Origin of the sequence: Streptomyces sp. NPDC007164, from assembly GCF_040634135.1 — a bacterium.
GTDB classification, from domain to species: Bacteria; Actinomycetota; Actinomycetes; order Streptomycetales; family Streptomycetaceae; genus Streptomyces; species Streptomyces sanglieri.
This window is the reverse complement of sequence record NZ_JBEYFB010000030.1, coordinates 1-18,926: the sequence shown is the minus strand read 5'-3', so window position 1 is coordinate 18,926 and position 18,926 is coordinate 1. Positions and strand designations below refer to the sequence as shown.

Below are 18,926 nucleotides of genomic sequence, written 5' to 3'. Positions count from 1 at the left end.
TTTACGGCCCGTGGCACACCCGCGTCCGCACGGATGCCGTCCGGATGCCGTCCAGATGCCACGCGGATGCCGTCCGGATGCCGTGACGACACCGCGCGTATGCCTGCCGCCGTCCGCCCGCAGTCCGTCCGTCCGTCCGCCGTCGTGCGCCGGTCGGCCCGCGTGGCCCGACCGGCCCGATCAGGCCGGCTAGGCGGGGGCCACCAGGAGCGGCCGGGCCCGTTCGCGGAGCTCGGCGACGCGGGGCTCGTGGCCGTACGGTTCGAGCCGGTGCAGCAGATCACGTACGTACTCGGTGGTCCGCGCCGAGGAGATGCGGCCCGCCACCTCCACCGCCCGGGTGCCCGCGGCGCAGGCCGCGTCGAGATTGCCCGACTCCAGCTCGGCGACCGCCGACACCACGAGCCGCAGCCCGTGCGAGCGGACGAACTCCTCGGTGGGCCTGGAGAGCGCCTGTTCGGTGAAGCGCCGCACCTGCCGGGGCGCCTTCAGATCGAGGTGGCACTCGGCGGCGTCGGCAGCGAACCTGTCGTACGAGTAGAAGCCCAGCCAGGACGGGTCCGCGTCGCCGCCCCTGGAGCGCTCCAGCCAGCCCTCGGCGGCCTTCAGCGCGGATCCCGCGGCGGACGCGTCGTTCGCCTTGGCATGGGCACGCGCCTCCACCAGGCGGAAGAAGCTCATGGTGCGGGCCGTGGCGAGGCCCCGGTTGCGCTCCACGGCGGCCTGTGCGAGGTCGACCCCCTCGTCGGCGAAGCCGCGGTACGTCGCCTGGAGCGACATGGACGCGAGCACATAGCCGCCCAGGGGGACGTCGGCCGCGGCCCGCGCGAGCCTCAGCGCCTGGATGTAATAGCGCTGCGCGGCCTCCTGCTGGCCGGTGTCGAAGGCCATCCAGCCGGCGAGCCTGGTCAGTTCGGCCGCGGCGCCGAAGAGCGCCCGGCCCACCTCGTCGCTGTACGAGCCGAGCAGCAGCGGTGCGGCGTCGACCCGTAAACACTCGGGAACCATCGAGGAACGCCAGTCCCCGCCGCCGTACTTGGAGTCCCAGCGGCGGGCGTCCTGGGCCGCCTCGCGCAGCTTGGAGACATCGCTGTGGCCGACCCGCAGCGGTGAGATGTCGCTGGTGGTGGTGATCACGGTGGTGGTGACCGCGGTGGCCGGGACGGCGGGGGACACGGGTGCCGGATCCGCCGCCGGGGCCGGGGCCGGGGCGGGTGCCGGTGCCGTGTCCGGGCGGGGCTGGGCGGGGATGGCGGGTGCCTGTCGCGTGCCCAGCGCTCCCAGCGTGCCGAGCGCTGTCCGGGCCGCCCGGGCGTTCAGCGCGGCCGGGGCGCCGGGCGGCACCGTCGCCGCGCTCCTCGCCTCCTTGCCCGGCGGGCTCTGCGCCCCTGCATCGCTCCGTGCGCCCCGTGCGCCGTGGGTGTCGAAGGCGGGGACCCCGGCCGCCGCCGCGTCTCGCTCCACCGTCGCGTCGGCGGGGGATATCAGCCAGCGGGACGCGGGCGTCGCGTACGCACTCACCGAGAACGAGCCCGCGAGCGACTGCCAGATCCCGCCGCTGCCCGCGCGCCGCCCGGCCAGATCCAGCCGGTACAGCTCGGTCGCCGAGCGGACCGCCTCGCCCACGTCGCGCGGGAAGGCCAGCCCGACCTCCGGCGCCGGGTCGGCGTCCGCGAGCCCGATCTCGTGCAGCGGGACCGGCCGGCCGAGCTTGGCGCCGATCGCCGCAGCGATGAGATGGGGCGCGGCGCCCTGCGGCACCATGCCCTTGGAGACCCACCGGGCCACCGAGGTCTTGTCGTACCGAAGTGTCAGACCGCGCTGCGCCCCGAGGTCATTGACCCGCCGGGCGAGCCCGGCGTTGCTGATTCCCGCGAGGGCGAGAACGGTTCCGAGCTTCTCGTTCGGTCCGCGTTGCTCCCTGGACATGCGCCACCCCTCGACACACAGACGGCCGCCGCGTCACCGTTGCGGCGCGCGGCATTCGTACCGTGTCCTCCCCAGCGACGGACCCCGGCACTCCGGCCGCACACGCATGTGGCCGAGCCCCGAGGAATATGCCTCCTGCAGAGAACCTCAGTAAACCCAGCGTAGTTCGCCGCATCCCTACCGTTAAGGGGCAGACGTCCGTATGGCGGGATTGTTGTCCGTGCGGACGCGGACGGTGGAACGGATGGGGTTCGGGTGCGGTCCGGGTACGGATCGGGCGCGGTCGGTACGGGGCTCGGAAGCGGTCCGGACGGCGGGTCCGCCGGGCCCGGGCGGCTGCTCGACGGCGCACGGGAACGGCACGTGAGAGGCGTCGTCCGAGCGCGGCGCCGGCATCGCGGGCCGGGCCGCGGACGTGCTCCTGGTGTGTGGCCGTGCGCCCGGCCGTGCGCTCTCGTCCGGCTGTTTCGGAAGCGTTTCCATGGGTGCTGCGTGGGTCGGCCCACTGCACAGGATCCAGTGGGCTGGGGGACACTGCCGCCTCATTCCCCGCAGGCGGCGGACCGGTCCGGGAGGTGAACGACACCTCCCGGACTGTGCGTCGGCGGCCCCGGTGGAGATCTTTCGCGGCTGCCGGAGGGGGCCTGGAGGCATTCGGGAAGAATCGGGGAATGAAGTGGGGCGAAAAGGGACTTCCGGTGCGGCGAGTGCCGCGCCGCAAGGTTCCGACCCGCTATGAAAATGGCCGAATGTCGCCGGTCGCCCGAGGTTGGGCCGCCCGTTTCGCGGACATCTCGCCGACCGCCGGAGGGTTGTCCGCCGAACGGCCCGTGAGCGGTTCGCGGTGGCTCGGGCGCGGCTTGAGCATGGCTGGATTTCGGCTGGCGGATTCGACCCGTGCGGGGCAAGCAACGCGCTTGTTCCGTACGTCAGTTGGCGGACGAGGCGCTCGGCGGAGGCCGCGCGTGACGCCCTGCCGCCGAAGCGGCGGCGACTTCCCGGGCGGACCCGGGCGGCGACCGCGCCGCGCCGGCCCCCGGCCCGGCGCGGCCTTTGCCAGGGGCGCATGCCCTTCCGACGTGCGCCGTACGTAGCCCCTCCTGCGCGCCGTTGTCGTGGCAGCATGTTCGCAACGGCGCTGCGCGTTACCGATGTTCACCCGGTACTTTCCTGCTGCGCCGTTTTGTCCACAGCCTGTGGAGGCGGCGATGCGTTGGTTGGTGGGGTGGAGCAGTATCGCCGCGAGCTTCGGCACGGCCGGAGCGGTCGGCCCCAGTGACGAGGGGCGCACGATGCACCCCGTGGGCTCCCAACTCCTGTGGGGCGACCCGGATCCGCTCTGGGCCGTGGGGGACTGGCGCCCCGACGAGATCCGGACCACCTCGGTCGAGACCGCCGAAGGCGCGCCCACCGCCCGGATGGCCGTCCTCGGCTGCTGCAGCGCCACCGACGAACAGCTGCGCTCCGGCCTCCTCGCCGCCCGCGGCGGAGCCCTGCGCCACCTCACCTCCTGGCCCGGCAGCTACACGACCGTCGTCCAGATCGGCCGCCGGATCACCGTCATCGGCGACCTCGCCGGAGCCCGCCCCGTCTTCTACACCCCCTGGGCGGGCGGCACGGCGTACGCCACCGCCGCACTCCCGCTCGCCGACCTCATCGAGGCCCAGCTGGACATCGGCCACCTGGCCGCCCTGCTCGCCTGCCCCGAAACACCGGAGGCGCTGCGCGACGGCACCCCGTACGCCGGGGTGAAACGCATCCCGCCGGGCCATGCGCTCATCCTCCGCGAGGGCTCGCGCGAGATCACCGGTTACGAGGCGGTGGCCTCGCTCGCCGTGGCCGCACCCCAGATCGACCCGGTCAGCGCCGTCGAAGGCGTACGCGACGCACTGGTCGAAGCCGTACGCGCCCGGCTCCTCGCCCCACGCCACGCGCCCGAGACCCTGCCGCCCGACCCCGGCCCGGTCCCCGGCATGGGCCCCGCCGACCGGCGCGCCGCCCGCGGCGCACCGGTCCCCGGCATCGGCTCCGACCTGTCCGGAGGCAGCGCCTCCGCCACCCTCGCCCTGCTCGCCGCCGGACTGCCGGGCCTGCCCGGCACCCTCCTGGGCCACGGCACCGGAGCGGGGGAGCGGCTGCTCGCCGTCACCCTGAACGACCTCACCGCACGCGGCCACGAGGACGAACTCGAACGCGCCCGCGTCATCGCCGCGAACCCGCGCCTGCACCACGTGGTCGTCGCGGCCGGGGAAGAGGCCCTGCCCTACGCCGACCTGGGCGGCGGCCCGCTCACCGACGAACCCGCCCCGTCCCTCGTCGTCGCCGAACGCCACCGCCGCCGCCTCGCCTCGGGCAGCGCCGACCACTTCGTCGGCGGCGGCGCCCGGCAGGTCCTCGACGCCCACCCGGCCCGCCTCGCCGATCTGCTGATGGACCGGCGCCGACGCCATCTGCTGCGCCCGGTCGCCGCGCTCGCCAGGGCGGAGGGCCCGAGCGCGCACTCCCTGTTCGTGCCGTTCACCGTCTACCGCGCGGCCCGCCGCCTGTCCCGTACGTCGTACCGCACCGGCCTGGAAGCGGCGGCCGGCCGGCTGCCGGACGCCAACCGGAACGCCCCCGACCTCGACACCCCCGCCGACGCCTCGCTCGCCGCCCTCGCCTGGTCGCGGCCCGGACCCGCCGCGCGCTGGCTCACGGGGGAGGCGCTCGCCGAGGTGTCGGTGCGGCTCCAGGAGGCGGCCGTCCGCCCGGTCTCCGTCCAGCGCCCCGGCGAGGCCCGGGCCAGGGCGGCCCTGGCCCGGTACGCCGCCGACCACCGGATCCTGGAACAGGCCGCCGAGAACCGCAGCCAGCGGCTGCACGCCCCGTACCTCGACAACCAGGTCGTACGCGCCGCCCGCGCGCTCCCCGAATCGCTCCGGGTCCAGCCGGGCGCCCGCGCCGCGATCCTGCGCCGGGTGCTCGCCGGTGCGGGCATCCACGATCTGCCGCCGGGCTGGGGCGCCCCCTCCCTCGCCACCTCGAACGCGACCGCCCGCACCGGCCTGCGCGCCGCCCTCCCGGAGCTGATCGCCCTCTTCGACGCCCCGCTCCTCGCCGACGCGGGCCTGGTCGAGGCCCGTGTCGTACGGAAGGCCCTGCGCGCGGCCTCCGAGGGCGAACCGCTCCCGCTGGACGGCCTCGCGCACCTGGCGTCCACGGAGCTCTGGCTCCGCCGCCTGGTGTCGCGGCGCGGCACCTGCTGGACGGGCACGGCGGCGCCCCGCCAGCGCGCGGTCGCGGGCGGAGTGGTGCCGGCCAGGCGGACGCTGCAACCGTAGGCAGGTGCGGCGCTGCGACCGTAGGCAGGCGCAACCGCAGGCAGGTGCGGCGGTGCGGCGGGTGGTGCGGCGGTGCGGGACAGGCGCGGGCGGCGGTGCGGCGGTGCTGTGGGTGGTGCGGGGCCTGTACGTGCGGCGCTGCGGCCCGACACGGGACCGGTACGGGTGGTCGCCTGCTGTCGGCCGGGGCCGGTACGGGCGGGACCGGTACGGGTGGTCGCCTGCCGTCGGCCGGGGCACGAGACACAATGGCCCGATGCGGTACCTGATCCTCGGCGTCACCGAGGCGCGAGACGAGAACGGCGCCGTGCTGCCCGTGAACGGCACCCGGCTGCGTGCCCTGCTCGCCGCCCTCGCGCTGCGTGCGGGACGTCCCGTCCCCGTCGCCGACCTGGTCGACGACACATGGGGCGTGGATCCTCCGCACGACGCTCCCGCCGCACTCCAGGCCCTCGTCGGCCGGCTGCGCCGGATACTGGGCCGGGACGCGATCACGAGCACCCACGGGGGCTACCGCCTGGAGGCCGGGCCCGACGAGGTCGACCTGCACGCGTTCGAGCGGCTGTCCCGCCGGGGCGCCGAGGAGCTCGACTCGGGCGACCCCGCGACGGCGGCGCGCACGCTCCGTACCGCGCTCGGCCTGTGGCGCGGCCCCGCCCTGGCCGACCTGCCGGACCGGGACCACGGCCACGCCCTGCGCCCCGATGCCCACCGCCTGGCCGCGCTGGAACGCCGCATCGAGGCCGATCTGCGGTGCGCGGCCACGGGCGCGGGCGCCGGTGCCGGACCCGACGACGGACGGACGAGCGGCCCTCGGACCCTCGTACCGGAGCTCATGGAGCTGACGGCCGCCCACCCGTACGACGAACGCTTCCGGGCCCAGCTGATCCGTGCGCTGTGTGCCGAAGGCCGCCAGGCCGATGCGCTGGTGGCGTACGAGGACGCCCGACGCACTCTCGCTGACGGCCTCGGGGCCGATCCCGGAGCTGAACTGACCCAACTGCACCGGGAGTTGCTCACCCCGTCGCAGCCACAGCCGCATTCACTGGCGCAGTCGCAGTCGCAGATACCGGTGGCAGTGGCAGCCGCAGCGGCATCGGCGGGGGCCTCGGTCACCCCGGTGGCCTCGTCCGTCGCGGTCGGCAATCTCCGCCCCCGGCTCACCTCGTTCGTCGGGCGCGAGCCCGAACTGCGGTCCATCGGCGCCGATCTGACCCGCTCCCGCCTGGTCACCCTCACCGGCCCCGGCGGCTCCGGCAAGACCCGGCTGGCCGAGGAGGCCGCCGCCCATGGAGCTCCCACGGACGCCTGGATCGCCGAACTCGCCTCCGTGGAAGACCCCGTGGACGTACCCGGAGCCGTGCTCTCCGCTCTCGGGCTGCGCGAGACGGCCCTCCTGCGCGACACCAACCGCGACGCGCAGCCGCCGCGCACCGACCCGACCGACCTCCTCGTCGAGCACCTGGCGCACTGCTCCCGCATCCGCCCCGTCCTGCTCATCCTGGACAACTGCGAACACGTCATCGACGCGGCCGCCGCCCTCGCCGAGACCCTGCTCACCCACTGCCCACAGCTGCGGATCCTCGCCACCAGCCGCGAACCCCTCGGCGTCCCCGGTGAATCCGTACGCCCGGTCGGCCCGCTCCCGGCCGATCCCGCCCACCGGCTGTTCGCCGAGCGCGCCCGTGCCGTACGCCCCGATTTCGACCCCGGTCGGGGGGTGGCGCACGATGCCGACGCCGTCGCCGAGATCTGCCGGCGGCTCGACGGGCAGCCGCTCGCCATCGAGCTGGCCGCCGCCCGGCTGCGGATGCTCGGTCCGCGCCAGATCGCGGACCGGCTCGACGACCGGTTCCGCCTGCTGACCGGCGGAAGCCGCACCGTACTGCCGCGTCAGCAGACGCTGCGTGCCGTCGTCGACTGGTCCTGGGACCTGCTCGACGAGGACGAACGCACCGCTCTGCGCCAGGTATCTGTCTTCGCCGGCGGGTGGGACCTTCAGGCCGCCGAAGCCGTCGTCACCCCCGGAACTTCGCCCGCAGGTCCGGACTCCGCAGGTCCGGACTCCGCAGGTCCGGACTCCGCCGGCCCGGTCCCCGCCGGCCCGGTCCCCGCCGGCCCGGACTCCACCGGCCCGGCCCCCACCGGCCCGGCCCCCGGCCGGCTCTCCACCGCCGATCTGATCGGTGCTCTCGTCGACAAGTCCCTCGTCGTCGCCACCCCGGCCCCCGCCGGCGAGATGCGCTACCGGCTCCTGGAGACCATCCACGAGTACGCCGCCGAACGCGCCGCCGAGGCTCCGGAGATACGCGCCGCCGCCGCGAGCGCGCACACCGCGTACTTCCTCGCACTCGTCGAGCGGGCCGAGCCCCGCATCCGCTCCGGCGACCAGCTGCCCTGGATCGAGCGGCTGGAGACGGAGCTGGACAACATCCGGGCCGCTCTCCACCGGACCGTCCTCACCGGCCCGTCCGAGCCGGAGGCCGTACGACTGGTTCTCGGCATGGGGTGGTTCTGGTGGCTGCGCAACTTCCGCACCGAGGGCCTCACCTGGACCGAACGTGCCGTGGCGCTCGGCCCCGAGCCGACCGACGCCGGCGACCCCCGCTACTGGCCGCGCATGCACCTGGAGATGCTGCGGCACTTCCTCGTACTGGAGACCCGGCCCACCGTGGACCTCCACGACGACGAGGAGCACCAGGCGCTGATGGCGCGGGTGGCCGACGCGTTGAGGTCCTCGGGCCCGCAGTCCGCCCGCTTCCCGGGACTGCTCTGGCCGATGGCCACGTTCAGGACCGGCACGGTGACCGGCACCCACGCGAACATCGAGACGGCGGTCGAGAACGCCCGTGTCCACGGCGGCGCCTGGGAGTACTCCGTCACGCTGATGTACCGCACCCACATGGTCGTCGACATGCCCGGCGGCATGCCCGGGGTCGACGCCGATCTCGCGGAACTGCGCGAACTGGGCCGCCGCGTCGGCGACCGCTGGATCCGGGCGCAGGTCGCGAGCGCGACGGCGGAGGCGGCCGTGATGCGCGGACGGTCCGCACAGGCACGGGCGGCGTACGAGGAGGCACTGCTGCTGTCCCGAGAGGTCGGGGCGCACATCGAGGCGCCGTTCCTCCTCGCCCGCCTCGCCGAACTCGCCCATCTGACCGGAGACCTCGCGGACTTCGACCGGCTCCTGACCGAGGCCGAGCGGGAGGCGGAGCGCCACCAGGTGCACGACGCCCGCGCGTACGGGCAGTTCTTGCGCGCCGGCGTGGCCCTGGAGCGGGGCGATGTCGTGGCGGCGCGGCACCTGGTCACCGAGGCGGCGGGCGCGGTCGGACGGGGCAGCCTGCCGCCGCACGTCAACGCCGTGGTCGACGGGCTGGCCGCCCGGATCGCGGTGCGCGAACCGGGGCCCGGCGGTGGTCCGGTCGCGGGCGTTCGGGGTCTGGCGGCGGCACTCCGCGCGGCGCGGGACGCCCAGTGCGCCGAGCTCGTCACCGGACAGCTGGCGGAGGACGCGGCGAATGTGCTGCCCGAGGTGGGCCGACACGGAGCGGCCGTACGGATCCTGGCGGCGGCGGACAGCTGGCGCCCGTTCGACCCGAGGTCCGAGGCGCAGCGGGCCGAGGCGGCCGGGACCGAGCGGCGGGCACGTGAGGAGCTCGGACCTCAGCTGTACGAGTCGGAGCGCGCCGCGGGCCACGGCCTGACCGTCGACGAGGTCATCGAGCTGCTGACCCGGATCACCGAGGAGCTCCCGGGGGCGCCGGGGCCGGGGGTGCCCGGCTCCTCGGGTGCGCCGGGCCCTTCGGGTGCGCCGGACTCCTCGGGTGCGCCCGACCGGCTCACTGGCAGCTGATCCTCGAATTCGCCCAGTCCGCGAGGGCCGTGAAGCCGCCGGGGTGGCCGGGCTCGACGACCAGCCGGATGCTCTCCTGACCGGTGATACCGACACTCACCGGCACGGCCGGGTCGTCGCCGTTCATCACCGGGGACTGCCAGAGCCGCGTTCCGTCGCCGTTGAAGACGGAGAAGCGCGCCGAGCCGAGGCCCATCGTCAGGTCGTCGATCCCGACCATCGCCTCGTACCGCGTGCACTGCCTGTTCAGCTGGATGGTGACCGAGGAATTGCTGTTGACGGTCACCCCGTGCGCGTAGGTCGTGCCGCCGATCGACACATTGGAACGCTGCCAGACCCAGCTGCTCTCACCCATCACCACTTCCGGTTCGGAGTGGTCGCCCATGATCGAATAACTCAGCTCGCTGACCTGATAGACGCTCGGCGGGGGAGGCGGCGGGGGTGTCGGAACCGGGGGCGTCGGCGTCGGAGTAGGGGTTGTCGGGGTCGGGGTGGGTGTCGGCTTCGGCGTCGGCTTCGGCGCGGGGGGCTTCGGCTCGGGAGCGGCCTTCGGAGGCGGCGTCGGCTCGGGCTCGGGCGGCGGGGTCGGCGCCGGGGGGGCGGGCGCCGGGGGAGCGGGCTTCGGCGGTGTCGGCTTCGGCGCGGGCGGCGGGGTCGGGGCCGGAGGAGCCACTACGGCCGGCTTCGTCGCGGGCCTGGCCTCGGGCTTCGGCTGGTCGTCGCCGACCAGCGCCCAGACCAGCCCGGCCGCGGCGGCCACCACGACCGCCGCCGCGATACCGGCCTTCGCCGGGGCACCGAGCCCCTCCGAGGCCGCGGCACCACCGGCCGCACCCCCGCCGGAGCTTCCCCCGGTGGCCGCCGCGGCGGCACCCGCACCAGCGGCGCCCGCCGCGCCACCGGCGACGATCCCGGCGGCCTTGAGCGCGTACCCGGCGGCGAACCAGCCGATGACCGCGACCGGCAGCAGCGCGGGGATCCCGGCGTTGACATGGGCCAGTTCGCCTGCGGCGAGCCGGCACTTCGAGCACTCCTCCAGGTGTCCGCGCAGGCCGCGCTCGGCCCGCATACGGAGCCCGCCACGGGCGTACGCGCCGAGCCGGTCGGCGTAGCGCGCGCAGTCGCCACCGGCGGTCAGGGCCTGGCTCACATGCGCCTGCAGATAGGCCTGCTTGAGGCCCTCGCGGGCCCGGCTGGCCAGCACCGCCGTGGCGTTGGCGGTCAGCCCGAAGAGCGGGGCGATCTCGCTGGGCGACTCCTCCTCGACGGTGGTGTGCCACAGCACCGCCTGCCAGCGCTCCGGCAGACTGCGGAACGCCTGCATGGCCATCGACTGCTCGGCCTCGTGCATCGCCAGCACATCCGCGCCCAGGTCGAGGGTGTCCGCGTCCGACACCTGGGAGGCCTGGGACGCCTGCGCGGCGAACACCGCGAAGTCGTCGACCAGATGCTCCCGCTTCGCGGTCTTGGTCCAGGCGGCGCCGACATGGCGGACGGCGGTCATGAGGTAGGCCCGTACGGCCTCCTCGGGCCCCTTGCCCCGCCGTACCGCCTGCAGCGTGCGGGCGAAGACCTCGGCCGTCAGGTCGTCGGCGGTGTGGGCGTCCCGGCAGCAGCTCCGCGCGTAGCGTCGCACCGCGTCGGAGTGGCGCCGGAAGAGCTCCTCGTACGCGAGGTCGTCGCCGTCCCGCATCTGCCGGATCAGATCGGCGTCGGAGGGTGCGGCGCCGGAGGCGTCGGTGAGGCCGGCGCTGCCGCCCTCCCGCTGCATGGGCACCGCGACATCGGCCTCGGGTCCGGGATCGGCCGGAGCCGGCCAAGGACCCGGCAGGACCGTGCCGCCCTCGGCGTCACCGCTCGACCGCCCGGGGCCGGCCTGACTCGGAACCTGCTGGGCGGACCGCCCATCGGTCTCCGCGACACCACCCACGGCGGAGACGTCGTCGAACGCCTCTTCCTGCTGCCCGTCACCGCTCATCGCGGTAGCCCCCGTATGCGCTGTCGGACCCGAACATCGGGCAAGAGTGCCACATGGCGCAATCCCGTCGGACCCTCAGCCCCCGCAACCACTCATCCGGGGCGTTTTTCCGAATGTGAGTACTAACAGCCATTCATTCGGGGAAAGCTGGGAGATCGCTTTCTGCGGGTACGAGTTGTCGCCGCGGTCCGCGATTCGGGAGCGTGGGGCCCACCGGTCCGCGCTGAGGTGGGAAGAGGTCGCGCATTCCGGCAGCGCGAGGGGCGAGTGCGGGTGCGGGTGCGACCTGGCTGGGGCGATGACGGACCATCGGCCGAGAACCCACCAAAACGGGCCACATCAACCATTCATGTCGCCCGCCTGTACGGCCCCGGCCAACCCGCCATTCACCACCCGACCGCTCGGATGGCCACGCCCGACGACCACGCCCGGCCGCCGCTCCGACGACTGCCCGACCAGCGGCCCGACGACCGCCCGACGAGCGGCCTGCCGGGCGCAGCGGCACACACAGGCACCACTGCGCCCACGCACGCGTGGGCGCACGCACTTCGCTCAGGCTCAGGCGGCAGGCCGGGAACGCAGTCCCTCCAGCAGGATGTCCAGGAGCCTGCTCGAAGCGGCGGCCTGCTGTGCGGGGTCGGGCAGCGAAGGCGCCGCCGTCGCTATCACCAGCAGCACATCCGCGACCGTCACGTCACGGCGCAGTTCACCGGCGGCCCGTGCCCGGTCCACCAGGCGGCCGACCACCTCCAGCAGCTCGCCGGCTCCCGTGCCGTCGTCCTCGATGCCCGCCTCCGCGGCGGAACGCTCGTCGGCCGACCGGAGATCGGCCTGGCCGGCACCCTGCCGCTGCTGAGGCACCCGTGCCTCGTCCCGGTCGCCGCCCGATGCCGTGCCCGACGCCGAGCCCGACACCGTCACCGGCTCACCGGCCGCCGCCAGGTCATCGCCGTCCTTGCCGTCATTGCCAGCTGATCCGTCGGAGCCGTCGGAATCGACATCGACCCCGACCCGCAGCACCTGGGGCGGCAGCAGCCGCCCCGCGCCCGAGGCCACGGACGTACGCAGGAAGCGCGACAGCGCCGACCACGGCTCGTCCTCCTGGCCGAGGGCGGTCCGGGCCTGGTCGGTGAGCCTGGAGGTCTCCTCCTCGGCTATCCGCCGGACCAGCACGTCCTTGCTCGGGAAGCGTCGGTACACCGTGCCGACTCCGACTCTGGCGCGGCGCGCCACGTCCTCCATCGGAGCCCCGTACCCCAGCTCGCCGAACACCTCGCGCGCGGCCCGCAGGACATGTTCCAGATTGCGCTGAGCATCCACGCGAAGCGGAGCCGAGCGGCCGTTCGCTCCGACAGCCCCGGCCACACCGGCCGTTCCGTTGGCCCCGCCGGTCCCGACCGTGCCGACCGAACCCGTCGCCACCGTCCCGACCGTTCCCACCGCTCCGCCGACCACCGTTCCGTTTCGTCCTGTTCCATCGGACGAATGGGACGGAACCGTCGCGGCAGCCTGCCAAGAATCCTGAATGTGCATAACTGTTCCCCCGGTTATGACGTCTCCCCCCGGAGACTTCCCGCCGTTTGAGCCGGGGAGTGGATCATGGTCCCCATCCGACACCCCGACGACATACGAACATAGTTGAGCCCAGCTCAATTCAGAAGGGGGTAGTTCCGCACGGAGCGCCCCCCGATCGGTGCAAGGACCGGTTGTTCACTGATTCGGCCCCGGTCCGGAACCTCCGCCTCAACCCCTGACCTGCGTCGCTTGCGCATCACCGCCGAGCCCCGCGACCATCGCCCGTCGAGAACCTCCGGTCACACAATTTGTCGAGGCTGTGGACAAACCCTTGAGCACGTTGCGTCATGGGGTGGTGATGGCTTCAGATTCCGGGGGAACACCCCCCGGCCCCCCACCAGGTGTGCGCATTCTCGTCATCGGTGGCGGCTACGTCGGGATGTACACAGCGCTGCGTCTCCAGCGGAAGCTGAAGCAGAGACTCAGAAGCGGTGAGGCCGAGATCGTGGTCGTCACCCCCGAGCCCTATATGACGTATCAGCCGTTCCTGCCCGAAGCGGCCGCCGGCTCGATCTCACCGCGCCATGTCGTCGTCCCGCTCCGCCGCGTCCTCGCGCACTGCAGGATCGTGATCGGTGAGGCGCAGTCCGTCGACCACGCCAAGCGCACGGCCACCGTCACCACCCTCGCCACCGGGGAGGACGGCACCGGCGCGGTCGAGATCCCGTACGACGAACTCGTCCTCGCCCCCGGCTCCGTCTCGCGCACCCTCCCGGTCCCCGGCCTCGCCGACCACGGCATCGGCTTCAAGACCGTCGAAGAGGCCATCGGCCTGCGCAACCACGTCATCGAGCAGATGGACATCGCCTCCGCCACCCGCGACCCCGCCATCCGCGACGCCGCGCTGACCTTCGTCGTAGTCGGCGGTGGATACGCGGGCGTCGAGGCCCTCGCCGAGCTGGAGGACATGGCCCGCTACACCTCGCGGTACTACCACAACATCAAGGCCGAGGACCTGAAATGGATCCTCGTCGAGGCGTCCGGCCGGATCCTCCCCGAGGTCGGCGAGACGATGGGCACCTACGCGATCCGTGAGCTGCGCGGCCGCAACATCGACGTACGACTCGACACCCGGCTGGAGTCCTGCGAGGGCCGGATCGCCGTCCTGAGCGACGGTTCCCGGTTCCCGACCCGCACCCTCGTGTGGACCGCGGGCGTCAAACCCGCGCCGGTCCTCGCCGCGACCGATCTGCCGACCGACGAACGCGGCAGGCTCAGGTGCACGGCGGAGCTTGCCGTCGAGGGCGTCGAGCACGCCTGGGCCGCCGGGGACGCCGCCGCCGTGCCCGACCTGACCTCCGATGAAGCCGGCAGGAAGACCGCGCCCAACGCCCAGCACGCGGTGCGCCAGGCCAAGGTCCTCGCCGGGAACATCCTCGCGTCGATCGCCGGGGAACCCCTGAAGGAGTACCGGCACAGCTACGCGGGCTCCGTCGCCTCGCTCGGCCTCCACAAGGGCGTCGCCCATGTCTACGGCCGTAAGCTCAAGGGCTGTCCGGCCTGGCTGATGCACCGTACGTACCACCTCAGCCGTGTCCCGACGTTCAACCGGAAGGCCCGAGTCCTTGCCGAATGGACCCTCGCCGGGCTCTTCAAACGCGAGATCGTCTCCCTCGGCTCGCTGGAGCACCCGCGCGCCGAGTTCGCGCTCGCCGCGGGCGGCGGACGCCCCGGACCGAATGGCCCGCCGGGCCGGGACACCCCGCCGCGTCCCGGCAACTCGCCGGGACCGGACACCGGCTCCGGGCCCGACGGCCCGGCGGGGAACGGCGGCTGACGGACCGTCGACCCGCCCGTGCACCGACCCGGGGCCGACCGTACCGACGACTGTCCGTACGGTCCGCCACACTGGACGTGTGACCATAGGTGGGCCCACATCTGCACAGAGTGACCCGGCCGGCAGTGACCGACAGTGAGCAGCCCGCGAGAGCGGACCAGACCGATACACGAGGCCAGAAATTCCGTGAACTTCACGCGCTGGAGCGCCCGCCTACCTGGAACGCAGCGCCGCGCCGCCGCACGGGACGACCGCAGTTCCGTGCCTTCGGCACGCGCCGAGTACGCACAGCCCGAGACCGGTCCCCGCCCGCCGGACGGCGACCCGGGCGGCGACCCGCGGGGCGGTACGGATCACGATCCGCTGGACGACTCGCGCGATGCGGCGCCCCGGCCGGACGGCCCCGCGCTGGAGGACCTCTCCGCCCGGGACATCCTCGGCCGGCTGCCCGCCCTGGTGGCCCTGGTGTACGGCCCCGACCACCGGATCGCGTACGTCAACGACGCCTACGCCGCCGCCTTCGGACCCCGCCCGGCCGGCGCCACCGCCGCCGAGGCCATGCCCGAGCTCGACGAGCTGAGCCTGCTGCCCCTCATGGATCAGGTCCTGCGCAGCGGCACCCCGCGCACGGTCAAGTCCCGCAAGGCCCGCAGCGGCAATTCGTACACCGTGACCTGCACCCCGGTGCACCGGGACAGGGACGACGAGAGCGAAGCCGACGACGGCAACCCGCCGAACAAGAACGACAAGGACGACAAGAACGACAAGGGCAGTAAGAACGAAAAGAGCAACAAGGGCAGCAGGGGCTCCAGGAACAGCAGGGACAGAGGAGGCGAGAGCGGCGTCCTCGTCTACGCCGCCGATGTCACCGACCACGCCGAAGCCGCCGAACGGCTCCGCGCCAGCGAGCGCCGCCACCGCGAAACGGCCGTCACCCTCCAGCGTTCGCTGCTCCCGCAGGAGCTGGAGCAGCCCGACGACCTCCGGATCGCCGCCACCTACCAGCCCGGCGGCACGGATGCCGCGGTCGGCGGCGACTGGTACGACGTCATCACCCTCGGCGCGGGCCGCACCGCCCTGGTCATCGGGGACGTGATGGGCCGCGGGGTGCGGGCCGCCGCCGTCATGGGCCAGCTCCGCACGGCCGTACGCGCCTACGCCCGGCTCGACCTCCCGCCGCACGAGGTGCTCCAGCTGCTGGACGGCCTCGCCGCCGAGATCGACGCCAGCCAGATCGCCACCTGCGCCTACGCGGTCCACGACCCCAACGAGGGCCGGCTCGTCTACGCCTCCGCAGGCCACCTCCCGATCCTGGTGTGCCACGAGGACGGCACGGTCCACCGCGCCGAGGACCCGACCGGCCCGCCGCTCGGCACCGGCGGCTGGATCCACACCTCGGGCACGATCGCACTGCCGCCCGGCTCCACCGCCGTCCTCTATACGGACGGCCTGGTGGAACGCCGGAGCGAGGACATCGACGAGGGCGTCGCCGCGCTGGAACGCGCCCTCTCGGGGGCCAAGGGCTCACCGCAGGTGGTCTGCGACCGGCTGATCCGCTCCCTCGGCGTCACCGCGGAACACGACGACGACGTGGCGGTGCTGGTGGTCCAGCACCCGGCCCGCACGGGGGCGAGCGCGGAGCTGTTCCACAACGCCTCGCTCGATCTGCTCGGCGGCATCGAGGCGGCACCGCGCGCCCGCGCCTTCGCGACCGGGGTCCTCACCTCGTGGCGGTTCCCGGTCGAGCTCTGCGACCTGGGCGTACTGGCCGCCGGCGAGCTCGTCGCGAACTCCCTCAAGCACGGCACCCCGCCGATGCGGCTGGGGCTGCGGCGCACCGACCGGCGCCTGATCATCGAGGTGACCGACGGCGACGACCACCTGCCGCGCCGACGCCGGGCCGACCCGGCGGACGAAGCGGGCCGCGGCATCTCGATCGTCGCGACGATCGCCTCGTCCTGGGGCAGCCGGCGCACACCGGGCGGCGGCAAGGCGGTCTGGTGCGAATTCGCCCTGCCGCACTGAGGGCCCTGCCGGTGACAGGGCCCGGCCGCTCAGCGGGCGGAGGCAGGCGCGGAGGCGGCGGGAGCGGAGCCGGACCCGGCGTCCGGCAGTGACACGGCCACCACCGTGGACGGCACGGTCTCCAGCGAGGGCTGGTCCTGTACGGGGGTGAGCCGCCGGCCGAGCCGCAGCGCCAGCACCGTGATACCCAGCGAGAACAGCACGAACGTCACGATGTACGGCCCGTGCAGCGTCGCCCCCATCGGCCCGCCCACGGCCGGACCGACCGCCAGCGCGAGCTGCTTGCACAGGGCGAACGCCGAGTTGTACTGCCCGACCATCGACTCCGGCGCCAGATCGGCCACCAGCGGGGCCACGGTCGGCGACAGCATCGACTCACCGAGCCCGAACAGCGCGTACGTGGAGATCATCGCGGCCGTCGCCATGGTCTGGCTGCCGTGCCCGAGACCCGCGTAACCCGCCACGATCCAGGCGAACGCCCAGATCAGACCCACCGAGGCGATGACCCGGCTGCGCCTGCGGCGCTCGACGAGCCGCAGCACGACGAACTGTGCGACGACGATGACGGCGGTGTTGGCGGCCAGCGCGATCCCGAGCGTCGAGGGCTGCATCCCGGCGGCCTCGGTGCCGTAGGCCGCGAGCCCGGACTCGAACTGTCCGTAGCAGGCGAAGAACAGCACGAAGCCCAGCACGCACAGCTGCACCATGGCCCGGTGCGAGAGCAGCGCCCGCATCCCGCCAGGAGCCTTGACCCCATCGGTCGGCCTGGCGTCCGCGATGGCGGGCGTACGCGACAGCCGCACCGTGCAGGCGATGACACCGAGCACGACGAACATCGCGGCCTCGATGAGGAACAGCAGGGTGAAGCTCTCCGGCCGGCTCGTGTCGACGATCTGCCCGCCGACCAGCCCGCCGACGCCGAGCCCGAGGTTCTGCAGGAAGAACTGCATGGCGAAGGCACGGGTACGGGTGGCGGTGCTGGAGCACCACACGAGCATCGTCGCGAGCGCCGGCTGCATGACCGCCGTACCCGCGCCGAGCACCGCGGCCGACAGCACGGACGCCGTCACGCCCGACGAAAGACCGAGGGCGATCGCGCCCAGGGTGGCGATGGCCGAGGCGGCGACGAGCACGGGCAGCGGCCCGCGCCGGTCGATCGCACGGCCGGTGAACGGCAGAACGGCCAGCGCCGCCATGGCGAAGACCGCGAGCACGACTCCCGCGGTGCCAGCACCAAGATCACGTACCTGTGCCACATAGACGTACAGATACGGAACGGTGAACCCCAGCCCGAACGCGCTCAGCGCGCTCCCCAGCTGGATCCGCCGCAGTGCTGCACCCATCTCCCTGGTCACACTCACCTACCTCAAGGTCTCGAAGCGACATGCCGAGCCATCCGAACGACTCGAACCCGAAGACTTTAGCACTAAAGTTAGAACCTCAACAATACAGCCCGAAGGACTTCGACGGCTTTGGAGGGCGTGCCATACTGCCCGCCATGCCTGACACCACCGAGCAGCCCGGACCGCAGGAGCCGAGCCTCGACGAGCAGATCGCCGCCTATCAGCGCGAGTTCCGCGACCTGGACCCCCAGGTCGAGCAGGTCGTCTCGGCCCTGGGCCGACTGAACCGCCGGATGAACGTGGCGTACGGACGCCAGCTCGCCGCCCTCGGCATCAGCAACGCCGAGTGGGAGGTCCTCAAGACCCTGGTCCTGGCCGGCGCCCCGTACCGCCTGGGCCCGGGAGAGCTGGCCAAGCGCCTGGGCCTCACCCCGGCGGCGATGACCCACCGCATCGACCGCATGGCGGGCGAGGGCCTGGTCACCCGCGACCGGGACGAGAACAACCGGGTGCGCGTGATCGTCGAACTGACCGACGAGGGCCGTACGAAGTGGCTGGAGGCCATGCGGATGGCCGCCGACTTCGAGGAGGACCTGCTCCAGGACCTCACGGGCGACGAGCGTGGCGGCCTCGGCGACATGCTGATCCGGCTCCTGCGCCGCGTGGAGCACGCCCAGCCGGACGCCGGCGGCCGCCTCACCGACCTGGGCTGAACCCGTGTCCGACACGTGGGAAAAGGGCTTGACCTGGCGGGGTTGACACACTCCTCGCCGATCCGTAAGGTTCTTCGAGTTGTCACGGAGCCGGAACGGTTCTGCGACAACCGATCCTGCCGCGAATGCGGCAACCAAACTCAGCACGATCTCCCACTCGGGACAATTTCGGCATGCCGAAATTGATTTCGAAGACCCGATTATGAGTCGCCGGGAAAATCCGCTAGAGTTCGGACGTCGGAACGGCCCAACAGCCGGGAAGGCAAACCCCGCTGACTGGGAATCAGGCCCGAAAGGATCTGATAGAGTCGGACTCGCCGGAAAGGGAAACGCGAAAGCGAAGAACTGGAAAGCGAAAAGCAGGATCCCGCTTCGGCCGGGAATCGGACACGAAAGAGTCTGATAGAGTC

General features: G+C 73.2%; 9 protein-coding genes. 5 read left to right on the top strand and 4 right to left on the bottom strand.

Annotated features, from left to right (window positions below; all coding sequences use genetic code 11):
- Positions 1–189: 189 nt before the first annotated feature.
- Positions 190–1,929, bottom strand: a complete 1,740-nt coding sequence (locus ABZ622_RS29210; RefSeq protein ID WP_360548184.1) for a sporulation protein — start codon at positions 1,927–1,929, stop codon at positions 190–192.
- 1,208 nt (positions 1,930–3,137) lie between these two features.
- Between ABZ622_RS29210 and ABZ622_RS29205 the strand changes: the two genes are divergently transcribed.
- Together ABZ622_RS29205 and ABZ622_RS29200 are read left to right on the top strand one after the other, a co-directional pair.
- The gene (locus ABZ622_RS29205; RefSeq protein WP_360548182.1) at positions 3,138–5,249 is read left to right on the top strand and encodes an asparagine synthase-related protein; all 2,112 of its coding nucleotides are present in this window, start codon (positions 3,138–3,140) and stop codon (positions 5,247–5,249) included.
- Between the two features lie 256 nt (positions 5,250–5,505).
- Positions 5,506–9,105: a BTAD domain-containing putative transcriptional regulator gene (locus ABZ622_RS29200; RefSeq protein ID WP_360548180.1), complete on the top strand. Its 3,600-nt coding sequence runs from the start codon at positions 5,506–5,508 to the stop codon at positions 9,103–9,105.
- Here ABZ622_RS29200 and ABZ622_RS29195 read toward each other — a convergent pair.
- Both ABZ622_RS29195 and ABZ622_RS29190 read right to left on the bottom strand, forming a co-directional pair.
- Positions 9,092–11,083: a sigma-70 family RNA polymerase sigma factor gene (locus ABZ622_RS29195; RefSeq protein ID WP_360548178.1), complete on the bottom strand. Its 1,992-nt coding sequence runs from the start codon at positions 11,081–11,083 to the stop codon at positions 9,092–9,094. The genes ABZ622_RS29200 and ABZ622_RS29195 overlap by 14 nt on opposite strands.
- 558 nt (positions 11,084–11,641) lie before the next feature.
- Positions 11,642–12,616, bottom strand: coding sequence for a helix-turn-helix domain-containing protein (locus ABZ622_RS29190; protein ID WP_360548176.1), 975 nt, complete (start codon positions 12,614–12,616; stop codon positions 11,642–11,644).
- A 340-nt stretch (positions 12,617–12,956) separates the two neighbouring features.
- Between ABZ622_RS29190 and ABZ622_RS29185 the strand changes: the two genes are divergently transcribed.
- Together ABZ622_RS29185 and ABZ622_RS29180 are read left to right on the top strand one after the other, a co-directional pair.
- Positions 12,957–14,435, top strand: a complete 1,479-nt coding sequence (locus tag ABZ622_RS29185; RefSeq protein ID WP_360548174.1) for an FAD-dependent oxidoreductase — start codon at positions 12,957–12,959, stop codon at positions 14,433–14,435.
- A gap of 186 nt (positions 14,436–14,621) precedes the next feature.
- Complete coding sequence (locus ABZ622_RS29180; protein ID WP_360548172.1) at positions 14,622–16,460, top strand: SpoIIE family protein phosphatase; 1,839 nt, start codon at positions 14,622–14,624, stop codon at positions 16,458–16,460.
- 29 nt (positions 16,461–16,489) lie between these two features.
- Here the strand turns inward: ABZ622_RS29180 and ABZ622_RS29175 are convergent, their stop codons facing one another.
- Positions 16,490–17,803 (bottom strand): MFS transporter, encoded by a 1,314-nt coding sequence (locus ABZ622_RS29175; protein ID WP_360548312.1) that lies wholly within the window; start codon positions 17,801–17,803, stop codon positions 16,490–16,492.
- Between the two features lie 155 nt (positions 17,804–17,958).
- Here ABZ622_RS29175 and ABZ622_RS29170 point away from each other — a divergent pair, with 155 nt between their 5' ends.
- Positions 17,959–18,516 (top strand): MarR family transcriptional regulator, encoded by a 558-nt coding sequence (locus tag ABZ622_RS29170; protein WP_360548170.1) that lies wholly within the window; start codon positions 17,959–17,961, stop codon positions 18,514–18,516.
- The last annotated feature ends 410 nt before the right edge of the window (positions 18,517–18,926 follow it).

Bases quoted from the DNA above. Each gene is read 5' to 3' on its own strand.
- ABZ622_RS29210 (WP_360548184.1), bottom strand. From the start codon at position 1,929: ATGTCCAGGGAGCAACGCGGACCGAACGAGAAGCTCGGAACCGTTCTC.
- ABZ622_RS29205 (WP_360548182.1), top strand. From the start codon at position 3,138: ATGCGTTGGTTGGTGGGGTGGAGCAGTATCGCCGCGAGCTTCGGCACG.
- ABZ622_RS29200 (WP_360548180.1), top strand. From the start codon at position 5,506: ATGCGGTACCTGATCCTCGGCGTCACCGAGGCGCGAGACGAGAACGGC.
- ABZ622_RS29195 (WP_360548178.1), bottom strand. From the start codon at position 11,083: ATGAGCGGTGACGGGCAGCAGGAAGAGGCGTTCGACGACGTCTCCGCC.
- ABZ622_RS29190 (WP_360548176.1), bottom strand. From the start codon at position 12,616: ATGCACATTCAGGATTCTTGGCAGGCTGCCGCGACGGTTCCGTCCCAT.
- ABZ622_RS29185 (WP_360548174.1), top strand. From the start codon at position 12,957: ATGGCTTCAGATTCCGGGGGAACACCCCCCGGCCCCCCACCAGGTGTG.
- ABZ622_RS29175 (WP_360548312.1), bottom strand. From the start codon at position 17,803: ATGGGTGCAGCACTGCGGCGGATCCAGCTGGGGAGCGCGCTGAGCGCG.
- ABZ622_RS29170 (WP_360548170.1), top strand. From the start codon at position 17,959: ATGCCTGACACCACCGAGCAGCCCGGACCGCAGGAGCCGAGCCTCGAC.